Source organism: Cupriavidus laharis, from assembly GCF_914271435.1.
Lineage (GTDB): Bacteria > Pseudomonadota > Gammaproteobacteria > Burkholderiales > Burkholderiaceae > Cupriavidus > Cupriavidus laharis.
This window is the reverse complement of sequence record NZ_CAJZAI010000002.1, coordinates 529,767-543,679: the sequence shown is the minus strand read 5'-3', so window position 1 is coordinate 543,679 and position 13,913 is coordinate 529,767. Positions and strand designations below refer to the sequence as shown.

14 protein-coding genes are annotated in these 13,913 nt (G+C 66.1%); 6 read left to right on the top strand and 8 right to left on the bottom strand.

The genetic code is table 11. From position 1 onward, the window contains the following. Positions 1-139 precede the first annotated feature (139 nt). Both LDO29_RS06280 and LDO29_RS06275 read right to left on the bottom strand, forming a co-directional pair. Positions 140-1,525, bottom strand: a complete 1,386-nt coding sequence (locus LDO29_RS06280; protein ID WP_224078915.1) for a NarK family nitrate/nitrite MFS transporter — start codon at positions 1,523-1,525, stop codon at positions 140-142. 39 nt (positions 1,526-1,564) lie between these two features. Further along, positions 1,565-2,854 (bottom strand): MFS transporter, encoded by a 1,290-nt coding sequence (locus LDO29_RS06275; RefSeq protein WP_396022634.1) that lies wholly within the window; start codon positions 2,852-2,854, stop codon positions 1,565-1,567. 223 nt (positions 2,855-3,077) lie between these two features. Here LDO29_RS06275 and LDO29_RS06270 point away from each other — a divergent pair, with 223 nt between their 5' ends. Then, a complete protein-coding gene (locus tag LDO29_RS06270; RefSeq protein ID WP_224078914.1) occupies positions 3,078-4,298 on the top strand; it encodes an NnrS family protein in 1,221 nt (406 codons plus the stop codon). Between the two features lie 380 nt (positions 4,299-4,678). Beyond that, positions 4,679-5,251 carry a hypothetical protein gene (locus tag LDO29_RS06265; RefSeq protein WP_224078913.1) on the top strand — a complete coding sequence of 191 codons (573 nt, stop codon included), beginning with the start codon at positions 4,679-4,681 and terminating at the stop codon, positions 5,249-5,251. Between the two features lie 44 nt (positions 5,252-5,295). Here the strand turns inward: LDO29_RS06265 and LDO29_RS06260 are convergent, their stop codons facing one another. Then, the gene (locus LDO29_RS06260; RefSeq protein WP_224078912.1) at positions 5,296-5,604 is read right to left on the bottom strand and encodes an H-NS histone family protein; all 309 of its coding nucleotides are present in this window, start codon (positions 5,602-5,604) and stop codon (positions 5,296-5,298) included. Positions 5,605-6,262: 658 nt separating this feature from the next. After that, complete coding sequence (locus LDO29_RS06255) at positions 6,263-7,645, bottom strand: NCS2 family permease (RefSeq protein ID WP_224078911.1); 1,383 nt, start codon at positions 7,643-7,645, stop codon at positions 6,263-6,265. 474 nt (positions 7,646-8,119) lie between these two features. On the opposite strand from LDO29_RS06255, the gene LDO29_RS06250 reads away from it, so the two are divergent. After that, positions 8,120-8,326, top strand: a complete 207-nt coding sequence (locus LDO29_RS06250) for a hypothetical protein (RefSeq protein ID WP_224078910.1) — start codon at positions 8,120-8,122, stop codon at positions 8,324-8,326. A gap of 39 nt (positions 8,327-8,365) precedes the next feature. Here LDO29_RS06250 and LDO29_RS06245 read toward each other — a convergent pair whose 3' ends face one another. Together LDO29_RS06245 and LDO29_RS06240 are read right to left on the bottom strand one after the other, a co-directional pair. Further along, positions 8,366-8,989 (bottom strand): N-acetyltransferase, encoded by a 624-nt coding sequence (locus tag LDO29_RS06245; RefSeq protein ID WP_224078909.1) that lies wholly within the window; start codon positions 8,987-8,989, stop codon positions 8,366-8,368. Between the two features lie 161 nt (positions 8,990-9,150). Further along, positions 9,151-9,321: a hypothetical protein gene (locus LDO29_RS06240; protein ID WP_224078908.1), complete on the bottom strand. Its 171-nt coding sequence runs from the start codon at positions 9,319-9,321 to the stop codon at positions 9,151-9,153. A gap of 249 nt (positions 9,322-9,570) precedes the next feature. On the opposite strand from LDO29_RS06240, the gene LDO29_RS06235 reads away from it, so the two are divergent. From LDO29_RS06235 to LDO29_RS06225, 3 genes are all read left to right on the top strand, one after another. Beyond that, complete coding sequence (locus LDO29_RS06235) at positions 9,571-10,755, top strand: beta propeller repeat protein (RefSeq protein ID WP_224078907.1); 1,185 nt, start codon at positions 9,571-9,573, stop codon at positions 10,753-10,755. Positions 10,756-10,773: 18 nt separating this feature from the next. Beyond that, positions 10,774-11,034, top strand: coding sequence for a MoaD/ThiS family protein (locus tag LDO29_RS06230; protein WP_224078906.1), 261 nt, complete (start codon positions 10,774-10,776; stop codon positions 11,032-11,034). A gap of 198 nt (positions 11,035-11,232) precedes the next feature. After that, positions 11,233-12,189 (top strand): chemotaxis protein, encoded by a 957-nt coding sequence (locus tag LDO29_RS06225; RefSeq protein WP_224078905.1) that lies wholly within the window; start codon positions 11,233-11,235, stop codon positions 12,187-12,189. A gap of 239 nt (positions 12,190-12,428) precedes the next feature. Here LDO29_RS06225 and LDO29_RS06220 read toward each other — a convergent pair whose 3' ends face one another. Continuing rightward, entirely contained in the window at positions 12,429-13,082 is a 654-nt protein-coding gene (locus LDO29_RS06220; protein ID WP_224078904.1) for a peroxiredoxin, read from the bottom strand. 75 nt (positions 13,083-13,157) lie between these two features. Next, entirely contained in the window at positions 13,158-13,595 is a 438-nt protein-coding gene (locus LDO29_RS06215; protein ID WP_224078903.1) for a universal stress protein, read from the bottom strand. Between the last annotated feature and the right edge of the window lie 318 nt (positions 13,596-13,913).

The window sequence follows — 13,913 nt, the reverse complement described above, 5'->3', positions numbered from 1 at the left end:
GGCCGTTGCAGGGACACTCGTAGCTTATGGGGGGAGGTATGTGCGCGCCAATTCGCTGGTGGAACAGGCTGCGCAGTGCGTTCGGGCTAGTCGGCGGGGGCCGGCCTAGTTCGGTCGAACTAGGCCGGCTGGCAGGACATCAGCAGGGCATGGCCGCATTGCGGCGTGCGTAGCACCACCAGGTCACCAGCACGCAGCTCACGTAGAAGGCAATGAAGCAGTACAGCGCGGCGTCAGCCGACCCGGTCAGTTCCAGCGAGGTGCCGAAGCTCTTGGGGATGAAGAAGCCGCCATAGGCGCCGATTGCGCCGGAGAAGCCGAGCACGGCGGCCGATTCCTTGCCGGCCTCCTGCAGCGCTTGCTTCTGCGCGGCGCCGCCCTTGCCGGCGGCAGCACGCTGGCGCTCCGTGAGGAAAATCACGGGAATCATGCGGAACGTGGAGCCGTTGCCGATGCCGGTCAGCGCGAACAGCGCGACGAAGGCCGCGAGGAAGGCCGGGAAGCTGCCCGCCACGCCGTCGTGCGGCAGCGCGGCCAGCACGGCGAGCACGGCGACAATCATGCCGACGAAGGTCCACAGCGTGACGCGCGCGCCACCGAGCTTGTCAGAGATCCAGCCGCCGACAGGGCGCGTCAGGGCTCCGACCAGCGGCCCGAGGAAGGCATAGGCGGTCGGGTTCACGCCGGGGAACTGCGACTTGGTCAGCAGCGCCAGGCCGGCCGAGAAGCCGATGAACGAACCGAACGTGCCCACGTACAGCCAGCACATCAGCCAGTTGTGCTTGCGCTTGAAGATGATGGCCTGGTCGGCGAAGGACGCCTTGGCGTCGGCGATGTCATGCATGCCGAACCACGCCGCCAGCGACGACACCACGATGAACGGCACCCAGATGAAGCCGGCGTTCTGCAGCCACAGGCTTTGCGTGGCGCCGCCGGCCTGGTATTGCTGGGCCTCGCCGCCGAGCGTACCGAACACGGCCACCGATACCACCAGCGGCGTGACGAACTGCACCACCGACACGCCCAGGTTGCCGATGCCGGCATTCAGGCCGGTGGCCAGCCCCTTCTTCTCCTTCGGGAAGAAGAAGCTGATGTTGGCCATCGACGAGCTGAAGTTGGCGCCGCCCAGCCCGCACAGCAGCGCGAGCGCGAGCAGCGTGGGATAGCTCGTGGACGGGTCGCGCAGCGCGAAGCCCATGCCGAGCGCCGGGATCAGCAGCAGCGCGGTGGAGATGGCGGTGAAGCGCCGCCCGCCGAACACCGGCACCAGGAACGAGTAGAAGATGCGCAGCGTGGCGCCGGACAACGCGGGCAGCGCGGTCAGCCAGAACAGCTGGTTCTTGGTGAACTGGAAGCCGGCGCGGTCAAGGTTGACCGCGACCACGCTCCACAGCATCCAGACCACGAAGGCCAGCATCAGTGCCGGGATCGAGATCCACAGGTTGCGGTAGGCGATGCGCTCGCCGGAGTCTTGCCAGAACGCCGCGTTCTCGGGCTCCCAGCGCGTCAGTACGGAAGTGGACATGACAGTGTGCTTGAGTTGAATGGGGTATCGGGGAGGGCGTCAGGCAGTCTGCGTGAGGCCGACGGCTTGTTCCTTGCGCCGGCGTTCGGCGCGGTGGCTGTAGTGCATCCAGACCAGGCTCACGCACACCGTGCCGTACATCAGCATGAAGCAGCTGCTGCGCACGCCCGTGAGGTCGGCCAGCGCGCCGAACAGGATCGGCAGCACGAAGCCGCCCAGCCCGCCAGCCAGGCCCACCACGCCGGAGACTGCGCCGATGTTGTGCGTGAAATCGTTCGAGATGAACTTGAAGACCGAGGCCTTGCCGATGGCGAAGGCGATGCCGACCACGAACAGCAGGAACGTGAACACTGCTGGCGTCAGCGCGATGCGGAAGCTCTGCGGACCCGTGGTGGTGTGGATCACGAAGTCGGTCTGCGGGTAGCTCAGCAGGAAGAAGCCGACCCAGCTCACCCACATCACCCACCACGTGGTGCGCTGCGCGCCGTAGCGATCGGAGATCCAGCCGCCGATCGCGCGCAGCACGCCGCCCGGCAGTGAGAAGCATGCGGCCAGGAAAGCGGCCACCTTCATGTCGAAGCCGTATTCGCCGATGTAGTACTTGGTCATCCACAGCGACAGGCCGACATAGCCGCCGAACACCACCGAGTAGTACTGCGAATAGCGCCACACGCGCGGGTCGCGCATCACGGCGAGCTGTTCGCGCCAGCCGACGCTGGACGACACCCGGTGGGCGGGGTTGCTGCGCGAGAACACCCAGAACACGATGGCCGTGACCAGCATGGCCACGGAATACACGCGCGGGACGATTTCCCAGGTGCCGGCAGCCAGGATCAGCGCGGGCGCGACGAACTTGGTCAGCGCGGCACCGGAGTTGCCGGCGCCGAAGATGCCCATGGCCAGCCCCTGGCGCGAACGCGGGAACCAGCGCGCCACGTACGGCGTGCCTACCGAGAACGAGCCGCCGGCCAGGCCGACGAACAGACCCAGTACCAGCAGTTGCCACAGGGTGTGCGCATACGAGATCAGCCAGATCGGAATGACCGTGGCCAGCATCAGCACGAAGAAGACGACGCGCCCGCCGTAGCGGTCGGTCCAGATGCCCAGCGGCACGCGGATGAGCGAGCCGCTCAGCACCGGCGTGGCGGCCAGCAGGCCGAACTCGGTTTCATTGAGCCCGAGTTCTTTCTTGAGCGGGATGCCGAGGACGGCAAACAGCATCCAGACGGCGAAGCAGATCGTGAAGGCGAAGGTGCTCGATGTCAGCGTCGTCCATGCCCCGGGAGGGACAGGGTCCGGCATGCGTGCCGGGCGGGTTGGGGTGGCCATGGCCATACTCCTGTGTCAACTTTGACGGTTGACGCCAGAGTAGGCACGGCCGCTACGGCTGACCATTCGCCGGGAGCACAGGCCGCCACGCCACGGAACCTGCTGGAGGAGCTAGTTCCATCGGCGGAGGACGGCGGCGGCATCAGGGTGTTATCGTCACAACAGCCCGCCTGGACACGGTACCAACCCGTGACAAGGATCAAACTTTTCGCACGCGCCCATCATGGAAACCATCCCTATCCTGCCCGCACGCGGTCCGCGCAAGTCGCCCGAAGCCGGTCCGCCACCCCGTGGTTTTGCGCTGTTTGCGCTCGGTTTCCGGCCCTTCTACCTGGGCGGCGCGGTCTTCGCGGCGATCGCCGTGGCCATATGGGCCGCCATGTTCGGCGGCGTGGTTGGCGCGGTGCAGCCTGGTGCCTTGCCGCCGATGCTGTGGCATGCCCATGAGATGGTGTTCGGCTTTGCCGCAGCCATCGTGGTGGGCTTCCTGTTCACGGCCGGGCGCGCGTGGACGGGGCAACCCACGCCAACCGGCGTGCTGCTGGCCTGCCTGTTCGTGCTGTGGCTGGCCGGACGGGGCGCAATGTGGTTCGGCGCCGGCGCGCCGGCTGCGTGGATCGACGGAGCGTTCCTGCCGCTGGCCGCGCTCGCGTTTACGCGCACGCTGGTCAGGGCCGGCAACCGCCGCAACTATCCGCTGGCGTTCGCGCTGTGGCTGCTGGCGCTGGCCAATGTGTCGAGCCTCTCGCTGCAGGCCACGGGCCACGCCGATGGGGCGCTGCGTGCCTGCCAGGCCGGCGTCGCGCTGATCACGCTGTTCGTGATCGTGATCGGCGGGCGCGTGATCCCGATGTTCACCACTAATGCGGTCCCCGGTTTCCGGCTGCGCCAGTACCCGAAGGTCGACCGCGCGGTTGTGCCGGCCGCGGTGCTGGGCCTGCTGGCCGGTCTCGCACCGTTGCCGGGCTGGCTTGCAGCCGTGCTGTCGTTGCTGGCCGCCGTGGTGCTCGGCATCCGCGTGGCGGGCTGGCGCGGCTATGCGGTGGGCAACCGGCCGCTGCTTTGGTCGCTGCACCTGGCCTACGGCTGGCTGCCGCTGGCCTTCGTGCTGCAGGCGGCTGCCGCGCTGGGGCTGGTGATGCCCGGCGTTGCCACGCATGCGTTCACGGTCGGCGTGCTGGGCGGCGCCATCATCGCGATGGTCACGCGCACGGCGCTGGGACATACCGGACGGATGCTGGCGGCGGGGCGCGCGGAAACTGCGGCCTACTGGCTGGTGGCAGTGGCCGCTGTGCTGCGTGTCATCGGGCCGCTGCTGTGGCCGGCCGGGTACCTGCATTGGATCTACGGCGCGGCGGCGTGCTGGGTAGCCGGGTTCGTGGTCTACGCGGTGGTCTACGCGCCGCGGCTGGCGCGGCCGCGGATCGATGGGAAGGCGGGGTGAGGCAAGGGGCCGTCTCCCACTCCTGGCCGATTGTCCGGTGGCCGAATCGGGCATTTACGCGGTGTAATGCCGTTCGCGGATTTCCTGGCCGAGCACTTGGGCGAGAACCCGCCATGGGCGTGCCCCGGCATGACATGTTGCACCGCAGTGCAACCGGGTGCCTAAAAAATGGGCGGTCCGGTGCGTTGGCGCACAGACTGGGCGTTTCGGGAGAGACGCGCGAGGATATCCACAGATTCTGTGGATATCCTTGCCGGATTTTCAACGTGGGTTTCCACCATCGACGCACCGCCCGCCTTGGGGGTATGCTGGACAGTCTGCCCCGGCTTGTTCGCTTGCCATTCGGCGACCCGGCATGCATTTCCTTCCTTCCACACACCATGCAAAATCCCGGGCCGACGGCAGTACCGATCCTGACGATGCTGGCTGCCGCCGCCATGGCGGCCGGCTGCGTGGCGCAGTACCGCGTGCCGTCCGGCGCGCCGGTGGCCAGCGTACGGCTGATGACCGATACCGATGACAACACCACCTTCACGGTGGTGGACCCCGCCAAATGCCCGGTCCCGGCCCGCCCACTGGTGCTGGCCGGAACTGGGAAGCAGCTTTCGGCGATCGGCAAGGACCGTGGGCTCGAAATGGCCGGGAGTTCGCCGGAGCCGCCCTCGCGCACGCGTGAGCGCCAGGTGGAGGCGGGCAGGCGGATCTATGTGGGCGTGAGTTCGACGGCCGCGCCGCCCCTGCCGGAACTGCGTTGCGCGGCGGGCGTGTCGTTCGTGCCCGAGGCGGGCGCGCAGTATGAAATCCGCTACAAGCGGGACGAGACCGCGAGCCAGTGCTCGGCCCAGGTGCTGCGCCTGCGCCCGTTGCCGTCAGGCGGCGCCCGGCCCCTCGTCGAACCGACGCAGCAGGGCTTTCGCGCGCTGAAGAAGGAATACGTCTGCCAGGCGTCCTGACGACGCCCGGACGGGCCGGCCCCTGACAGGGCGGCCGCAGGGAATTACGACTCGATCAGGAAACGTTCCGGGCGCTTGCCCAGCCATGCCGGGGCGCGGCCACGGCCCGACCACGTCTTGCCCGTCTTGGGATCCATGTATTTCGCCGGCAGCGGGGCGTGCTCCTTCTTGGTGCCCGAACCGGCCGGGCGGCCACGGCCGCGGCGCGGGGCGATGTCGTCTGCGGTCAGGCCGTATTCGGCCATCAGCGAGCGGATCTGGTCAATCACGCCGGCCACTTCCGTCGCCCTGACTTCATTGAGCTTGGCTTCGAGCGCTTCTTTTTCTGCGAGAAGTTGTTTGTATGTCGCCATCTATATTCCCCTTTTTCTGCAATTGGCCGCTGCATGGTACTGGAACTTCATGCGGATGTGACATTGTCATGCTGCGGTGGGTACAAAGAAATTTTACGAAATATAACGCAAATTGCACGGGGCTATTGTTACAGACTGTGCGATTGCCGAAAATAAGGGGCTGGTGGGTCAATGCCATTGCTGTGTTTTGGGGCTTTGGCAATTGCCAAAGGCAAAGAAGGGATTTGGATCCGGATGGACAGAATTGTTTTCCGGTCACGCATGCGTATATGCATTCCTGCCAGGCAAGCGGTCTGCGTGGAGATTCGTTATGTCTTCGCAGTCGTTATTGGGTTTCGCTCTGCATTCGCTGGTGCAGCCGTCGTCCGCACAGACGGCGGTCAGGACATTCCGGGCGCATCGAATTCTTGCCAGTCGACCGCGGCGGCATCGGTATCGCACGCGCATTCAACGAGGTGTCGATATGCTGGCAATGGCGGGCCCCAAGCGCGAAGCGGGGCAATATCCCAGGATGTGCCGGCGCACAATAAAAAAAATGCCCCGGGAAAGCAGGAATCCCGGGGCGTAAATCCACCGTTGTGGCGATGGAGGAGACATTGTTGAATTCACTCCGGACAACCGCGCCATGGGCAGCGGTCGCCCGATTGAAGCGTCTGTTTCAGATGGCCCAGCCTCCGGCATAGAACGCGGCCAGCGCAATGGCAATGGCCACGGTGCCGACATTGAGCTTGCGCCATTCGCCCGCGATGATGCGGCCGACCACCAGCGTGCAGAAGCCGAGCATGATGCCAGTGACGATATTGCAGGTCAGCACGATGAACACCGCGCAGACCAGGCCCGCCAGCGCATCGACCAGATCATCCATATGCAGGCGCGAGACGCTCGACAGCATCAGCAGGCCCACGTACATCAGCGCCGGCGCGGTGGCATACGACGGCACCAGGGCCGCCAGCGGCGAGAAGAACATCACGGCCAGGAACAGCAGGCCGACCACGACGGCGGTCAGGCCCGTCTTGGCGCCGGCGGCCACGCCGACGGTCGACTCGATATAAGCCGCGGCCGGGGCGCCGCCGAACATGGCGGAGACGATCGAGCTGACCGAGTCCGCGGTGAGCGCACGGCCGCCGTTGCGGATGTGCCCGCTGGCGTCGAGCTGGCCGGCCTGGCCCGCCACGGCGCGGATCGTGCCGGTGGCGTCGAACACGGCGGTCATCACCAGCGCCAGCACGCTTGGCAGCACGGCGGCGGACAGCGCACCGCGGATGTCCATGGCGCCGATCAGCGACTGGTGGCCGGGCGCGCTCAGCGACGGCAGCGCGAAGACGCCGGTGAACTTCACGGCCGGGTCGAAGATCAGTCCCAGCAACGAGATGGCGACGATCACCAGCAGGATGCCGCCCGGCACGCGGCGCCGCTCCAGGCCGAAGATGGCGGCCAGCCCCAGCACCGACATCACCACCGGGAAGGCGGTGATCTTGCCCAGCGTGACGGGCAGCCCGGCGCCGCTGTTCTTGACTACCAGGCCCACTTCGTTGGACGCGATCAGCAACAGGAACAGGCCGATGCCGATCCCGGCACCGTGCGCGACGCCGGCCGGCAGGTTGCGCAGGATCCAGGAGCGCACGCCGGTGACGGAGATCGCGGTGAACACCACGCCCATCAGGAATACCGCGCCAAGCGCCACGGCCGGCGACAGCCCTTGCCCCAGCACCAGGCCAAAGGCCATGAAGGCGGTCAGCGAAATGGCGCAGCCGATGGCGATCGGCAGCTTGGCCCATACGCCCATCAGCAGCGAGCCGAATGCCGTGGTGAGGCACACCGCTACGAACACCGCGCTGGTGTCGAAGCCGGCCTTGCCGAGCATGCCCGGCACGACAAAGACCGCGTAGACCATGGCCATGAAGGTGGTCACGCCCGCTACCAGTTCCTGCCGCTGCGTGCTGCCGCGTGCAGTGATCTGGAAATAGGCGTCGAGCTTGTTCTTGACTTCGGGGCGCGCGGAATCGACTTCCGTCACTGACGGATAGGGCTGTTCGATCATGATGATCTGTCTCCTTGCAGGGCGCTGCCGCGGCCGGCGGAAGGGCCGTGGACAGGCTTTGTCTCACGTGGTTCTAAGTATCGGCCGTGGCAATGCTCGCTGCCCGGCCGGTTTTATCGGTGTGCCTGCTGTCTGTCGCCTTCTGCATGGGCGTGATCTGGGCAAGGCTGAAGGCTAGGCTACGCGCGGCGACTCGTCATAACCCCGACAAAATGCGCGGTATGCCTGGAAGGGAATAGTGAATGTGATGCATTGCCGCCTTTGTGCGGATCGGCGGCGCTGTGGCGGGCCAGAGGCGCGCTGCCATTATCAGTTGATACGAATAGGGCCTATAGGGATTGACCCGGATGTCTTGCGGGCGACTTCTATATACTAGGGATAACCCTTGAGTCCGGCGGTGCGAGTCCTGCCTCCATGATGCAAGTGCGGCCGGACGCGCTTTTTATTGACTTCCTGTCTACCCTGAATCTTCTTATGCAAGTGCTTGCTGATACGCGCTATCGCCAGTCGCCGAGTCGCCGTCCGGCTGCCGCTTCCACCGACCTGTCCCGCGATGTTGCCTTGTACGCCCGCATGGGCAGCGGCCGTTCGCTGGTTGCGCGCGTGCGCGGCTACTTTGCGCGCGGCTGGTCGCTGCATCTTCGGAATGCCCGTGAGGCGGCGCCCATCACCTGGCTGTGAACCGGCGCTGACCCGGTCTGCACGCCGCCCGCAGCGGACTCAATACATCCCCGTCGCTTCCTTGAAGCGTTCCAGCGTCCAGCCATGCCCCAGCAGCACCATGCGGGTGTGCAGGTCATCCATCACAGCTGCGCTGACCTGTTCGCCGAGATAGGTGAGCGTCTTGTAGCGCAGGTCGACATAGCCGAGCGTGTAGCGGCTGCCCAGCGATTGCCATAGCGCATGCGCGCCCGCAGACTGCCGGGCGCCGCTCAGCAGGCATAGTCCGCCATCCAGCGCCCAGCGGTAGAGGCCCGACGCCAGGCCGCGGCGCTGGTAAGCCGGCGCAAACTTCGTATGGGGCGAACGCACCCATGGGTCGGTACGGCGACCAACCTCGATCAGCCGGTTGAACACCGTATAGCCGGCCAGCCGGCCGCTGGCCACATCTTCCACATACACGAAAATCTCGCCGTCGGCCTCGCGGTAGCGAAGGCGCAGCCCCGGCAGCCCGCTGGGCAGGTCCGGCATCGCATGCAGCCGGTCGCCGGGGCGGCGTATGCGGTCATGCAGCGCCCCCAGCTCGTCTTCCACTTCGGCATGGCTGTGGCTGACATCGATGCGCAGTTCCAGTGCGCGTGCCAGTACCCGCGCCGGGTGGCGCAATGCAAAGGTCATGATCATGGCGTACTCCGCTCAGGCGTTGAGGGCGAGGTACAGGATGACGAGCGCCGCCATGGCGCAAAGGGTGCGGCGGTAGATCGATGGCATGGCTTTCTCCTGGATGCACAATGGTTTGCGGCAGCCAACAGGGCAGCCGCATGCAAAGTGCCGTGCGGGAAAGCTCAGGTCGGGATGGAGGTCCGCCGAGCTGCCCGCACGGCCAGGAAAAGCACGGCACGATGGGCCGGGGTCGCCGGCAGGCCGATGCCGGTGGCCGCTTCCGGCGCGCACGCGGCCGCGCCATGCATGGCATGGCGAAGCGAGACGGTGGCAGCGCGGAGCGGGTGGAGCATCAGCAGATATGTGGGATGGGCCGGCATGGCGGGGCGCTGCCGGGCAACAGGTCTTATGCCACATTCTGCGTGGAATGTCCAACCATCATGCTGAGATCCGCCGTCTACGGCGTCTAACCGTGAAGACCGGCGCGAGACTGCGCGCTGGTGGGCAGTCAAATTCAGTCACAAGATTGCAATTGTGAACACTGTCTACATGTACTAGACTCCGAAGCATGTGCCCCGCAACGGGGCAGTTCCGCAGGAGCCATGATGACTGCTACCACGGCGCCGCATACTGAAACCCACCCGATGCCGCCCCCGGACTCCGGCCCGACGATGCTGCTGGTCGCTACAATCAAGGGCGCCTGGTTCCTGACCAGCGACGCGGCGCGGTGCGCCTGGGCACTGCGGGGGCCGGTGTTCCTGGGACATACCATCCACCACATCGTGCAGGATCCGCGCGAGCCTCGGCGCATGCTGATGGCCGCACGCACCGGCCACCTGGGCCCGACCGTATTCCGTTCCACCGATGGCGGCCAGAACTGGACCGAAGCCACGCGCCCGCCGGCCTTTGCCAAGGCGGCCGAAGGCGAGACGGGTCGCGTGGTCGACCACGTCTTCTGGCTGACACCCGGACACGCGACAGAATCCGGCACGTGGTATGCCGGCACGTCCCCGCAGGGCCTGTTCCGCAGTACCGACCATGGCGCAAGCTGGGAGCCCGTGGCCGGCTTCAACGACCATCCGATGCGGCGCAGCTGGACCGGCGGCGAACAGGACGGCACGCCGGACGGCCCCAAGCTGCATTCGATCCTGGTCGATCCGCGCGACCCCAGGCACCTGTACATCGGCATGTCGAGCGGTGGCGTGTTTGAAAGTACCGATGCCGGCGCGGACTGGAAGCCCCTGAACCGGGGCTGTGCCGCCGATTTCCTGCCGGACCCCGACGTCGAATACGGCCATGACCCGCACTGCGTGGTGCAGCATCCTGCCGCCCCCGACATCCTGTACCAGCAGAATCACTGCGGCATCTATCGCATGGACCGGCGCGAGGGGACCTGGAAGCGCATCGGCGATGCCATGCCGCGCGATGTCGGGGACATCGGCTTTCCCATCGTCGCGCACCAGCGCGATCCGCGCACCGTGTGGGTATTCCCGATGGATGGCAGCGACGTCTGGCCGCGCGTGAGCCCCGGCGGCAAGCCCGCGGTCTATGTCACGCGCGATGCCGGCGAAACCTGGCAGCGGCAGGACCGCGGCCTGCCGGCCGGGCAGGCCTGGCTCACGGTCAAGCGCCAGGCCATGACGGCGGATGCGCAGGCACCCGTGGGCGTCTACTTCGGCACCACCGGCGGCGAGATCTGGGCCAGCACCGATGAAGGCGGGCACTGGCAGTGCATTGTCAGCCACTTGCCGCATATCTACGCGGTGCAGTCCGCGCGGCCGGTCTGACCTGGCGGGGTAACCGCAATGCGTGTGCATATTGCCTCGCCGCTGCTTTCCTACACCGGCCAGCAGCCGGTGGTGGAAGCGCATGGCAGCAGCATCGGCCAGATGCTCGAGGACCTGGACCGGCAGTTCCCCGGCATGCGCTTTCGCATCGTCGACGAGCAGGACAAGCTCCGGCCCTATATCCGCGTCTTCGTCAATCGCGTGCAGCTGATGCGGCTCGATGCCCCGCTGCACGACGATGACGAAATCCACATCCTGCAGGCGCTCGCCGGCGGCTGAACCGCCGCGTCATGCCTCCCCGCGCCTTGATCTGGCGCGGGGGGCGCCTTAATAGCGCTTTAATAGCGCCTTAATCCCCGATCCCGGCTGCCGATATCCAGACATCGAACGTCTGCTGTCCGCCTGCCGCCAGGCCGCAGAACGCACAAACCGCAGCGGCAAATCAACTGGCCAGTCGGCATGCAAGGGGAGCATCACATGAGCAGTTCGATGAGGGACATCGACGAACGCACCAACCTGACCAACAACAACCAGTTCGAACTGCTGTTGTTCCGGCTGGGCGACGCCGAACAATCAGGCCAGTCCGAGCTGTTCGGCATCAATGTCTTCAAGGTCCGCGAAATCCTGGTGATGCCGCCGGTCACCACGGTGGTCGGGGCCGACCCGTCGATCCTGGGCATGGCCGACATCCGTGGCCAGGTGATTCCTGTGATCGACCTGCCGCGCCTGGTGGGCTGCAAGCCTGCCAACGGCCTGGGCATCCTGCTGGTGACCGAATACGCCCGTTCAACGCAAGGGTTTGCGGTGGAGGCGGTCGAGGAGATCGTGCGCCTCGAGTGGAACCAGGTGCATTCGGCCGAGGCCAGCGTGCAGACCGGCCATGTGACCAGCATCGCCAAGCTTGATGCCGGGACCGACCAGGCGCGCCTGGTGCAGGTGCTGGATGTCGAGCAGATCCTGCGCGACGTGCTGCCGTCGCGCCAGCCCGACGTGGTGCCGGATGCCGTCGGGCCGCAACTCACGCTGCCGCCGGGCACCAAGGTGATTGCCGCCGACGACTCGGCGCTTGCGCGCGGGCTGATCGAACAGAGCCTGAAGGCGCTCGGCGCGCCGGTGGTGATGACCAAGTCCGGCAAGGAAGCCTGGGACTTGCTCGACCGCATGGCGACCGAAGCGGCCAGCAATGGCCGCTCGATCCATGACGAGGTGGCGCTGGTGCTCACCGACCTGGAAATGCCGGAGATGGACGGCTTTACCCTGACCCGCAAGATCAAGGCGGACAGCCGCCTCAAATCGCTGCCGGTAGTGATTCATTCGTCGCTTTCCGGCGAGGCCAGCGAGGAGCATGTGCGCAAGGTCGGCGCCAATGCCTACGTTGCGAAGTTCGTCGCCAAGGAACTGGCTGACACCCTCCGCGATGTGCTGGTGCACTGATCGCGGCCACGTTGTATCGCATCAGGCACAGAACGGCCGCCGGCGCAACCATTTCCCCATGGTGGCCGGCTGCCTACAAATTAGGCAAGCCAGCCTTTTCCAATGCCGGCGCGCCTTGTGCGGTTGTCAATAGGCCGGATATCCACTGTTCCTGTGGATAGTTTTTCCGGTGTCCCGTCCGTCCCATACCAACGGATGAGGCGGCACCGGAATCTCCGGCCCTGCAGGCTGCCTTCTTCCTACTTTGGCTGGGCTACCACCCGGAGGTAGGGCTTCAGCGTCTTGAAGCCGTCCGGATACTTCTTCCTGGCGTCTTCGTCCGAGACCGAGGTCGGGATGATCACGTCGTCGCCCGGCTTCCAGTTGACCGGCGTTGCCACGGCATGCTTCGCGTTGAGCTGCAGCGAGTCCAGCAGCCGCAGGACTTCGTCGAAATTGCGGCCGGCGCTCATCGGATACGCGAGCATGGCCTTGATCTTCTTGTCCGGACCGATCCAGAACACCGATCGGATGGTCGCGTTGTCCACCGCCGTGCGCGGGCCGCCGCTCGCTTCGGGGTGGATCATGTCGTAGAGCTTCGCCACCTTCAGGTCGGCGTCGCCGATCATCGGATAGTTGACCGCATGGCCCTGCGTTTCCTCGATGTCCTGGGCCCAGCGAGAATGGTCGCCGACCGGGTCGATGCTCAGGCCGATGATCTTGGTGTTCCGCTTGTCGAATTCCGGCTTGAGACCGGCCATGTAGCCGAGTTCGGTCGTGCAGACGGGCGTGAAGTCCTTCGGGTGCGAGAACAGGATGGCCCAGCCGTTGCCGATCCACTCGTGGAAGTGGATCGTGCCTTGCGTGGTCTCGGCGGTGAAGTCAGGAGCTTCTTCGCCAATTCGAATCGCCATAATCGAACTCCTTGGTCTGGTGGTGAAGGTCAATGGATGGGCTGTCGCCCGCTTGCCAGGCCCCGTGTGGGAACCCTAGTGGAATACCAGCACGGGAATCGCGCTGTGCGTCAGGACCTTGTGTGTCTCGCTGCCGATCAGCATGGCCTGCAGGCCGCGCCGCCCGTGCGATGACATCACGATCAGGTCGCAATCTCGCTGCTGCGCCGTCTGCACGATGGCCTGCCACGGGTGGTCGTCCGTGGCGGTGACCGTGTCGCATGGCACGCCAGCCTGCGTGGCGGCACGGCTCAGGGCGGCCAGGAACTCGTCCGCGTGGCGCGCTGCCTCCGCGGCGAACGTCTCCCGGGTGTCCTGCAGGCTGGTCAGCCGGTAGGTCATCAGGTGGTACTGGGGAATCACATGCAACCCGGTGACGCGGGCGCCGAGGCGTCCGGCAAAGGTTACGGCGCGCGCAATCATCGCGTCGGCACGGGGAGAACCGTCTGTGGGAACCAGGAAGTGCTTGAACATCGTGTTCTCCCTTGCCAGTCCACTGGAAGCCGGCGCGATTCCGTCCGGCGCATGCCCCGGCTCGCGCAGCCACTCAAGTATAGGAATTGCCCGCTCGTCGCGACAGCCCCACAGTGCGGCTCCCGATGTCGTCGCGCAGCCCTCGGACGGGGGCGCGTGCCAGAAGCTCATGCGCCGGCGTGCTTGCGGCGCTGGGGGGAGGGGAATTAGCAGGGCACGCTGGGCGAAGCGACCGAGCGCTGCGCTCGGCTCGCGCAGCAGGTGTGATGGCGCGACCCGGGGCCCGGCTCAGGCCCTGTCGGTCAGCGCCCTGCGCAC

What these genes read in the sequence shown, in the direction of transcription:
- LDO29_RS06280 (WP_224078915.1), bottom strand. Translation starts at nt 1,525, where the DNA reads ATGTCCACTTCCGTACTGACGCGCTGGGAGCCCGAGAACGCGGCGTTC.
- LDO29_RS06275 (WP_396022634.1), bottom strand. Translation starts at nt 2,854, where the DNA reads ATGGCCACCCCAACCCGCCCGGCACGCATGCCGGACCCTGTCCCTCCC.
- LDO29_RS06270 (WP_224078914.1), top strand. Translation starts at nt 3,078, where the DNA reads ATGGAAACCATCCCTATCCTGCCCGCACGCGGTCCGCGCAAGTCGCCC.
- LDO29_RS06265 (WP_224078913.1), top strand. Translation starts at nt 4,679, where the DNA reads ATGCAAAATCCCGGGCCGACGGCAGTACCGATCCTGACGATGCTGGCT.
- LDO29_RS06260 (WP_224078912.1), bottom strand. Translation starts at nt 5,604, where the DNA reads ATGGCGACATACAAACAACTTCTCGCAGAAAAAGAAGCGCTCGAAGCC.
- LDO29_RS06255 (WP_224078911.1), bottom strand. Translation starts at nt 7,645, where the DNA reads ATGATCGAACAGCCCTATCCGTCAGTGACGGAAGTCGATTCCGCGCGC.
- LDO29_RS06250 (WP_224078910.1), top strand. Translation starts at nt 8,120, where the DNA reads ATGCAAGTGCTTGCTGATACGCGCTATCGCCAGTCGCCGAGTCGCCGT.
- LDO29_RS06245 (WP_224078909.1), bottom strand. Translation starts at nt 8,989, where the DNA reads ATGATCATGACCTTTGCATTGCGCCACCCGGCGCGGGTACTGGCACGC.
- LDO29_RS06240 (WP_224078908.1), bottom strand. Translation starts at nt 9,321, where the DNA reads ATGCTCCACCCGCTCCGCGCTGCCACCGTCTCGCTTCGCCATGCCATG.
- LDO29_RS06235 (WP_224078907.1), top strand. Translation starts at nt 9,571, where the DNA reads ATGATGACTGCTACCACGGCGCCGCATACTGAAACCCACCCGATGCCG.
- LDO29_RS06230 (WP_224078906.1), top strand. Translation starts at nt 10,774, where the DNA reads ATGCGTGTGCATATTGCCTCGCCGCTGCTTTCCTACACCGGCCAGCAG.
- LDO29_RS06225 (WP_224078905.1), top strand. Translation starts at nt 11,233, where the DNA reads ATGAGCAGTTCGATGAGGGACATCGACGAACGCACCAACCTGACCAAC.
- LDO29_RS06220 (WP_224078904.1), bottom strand. Translation starts at nt 13,082, where the DNA reads ATGGCGATTCGAATTGGCGAAGAAGCTCCTGACTTCACCGCCGAGACC.
- LDO29_RS06215 (WP_224078903.1), bottom strand. Translation starts at nt 13,595, where the DNA reads ATGTTCAAGCACTTCCTGGTTCCCACAGACGGTTCTCCCCGTGCCGAC.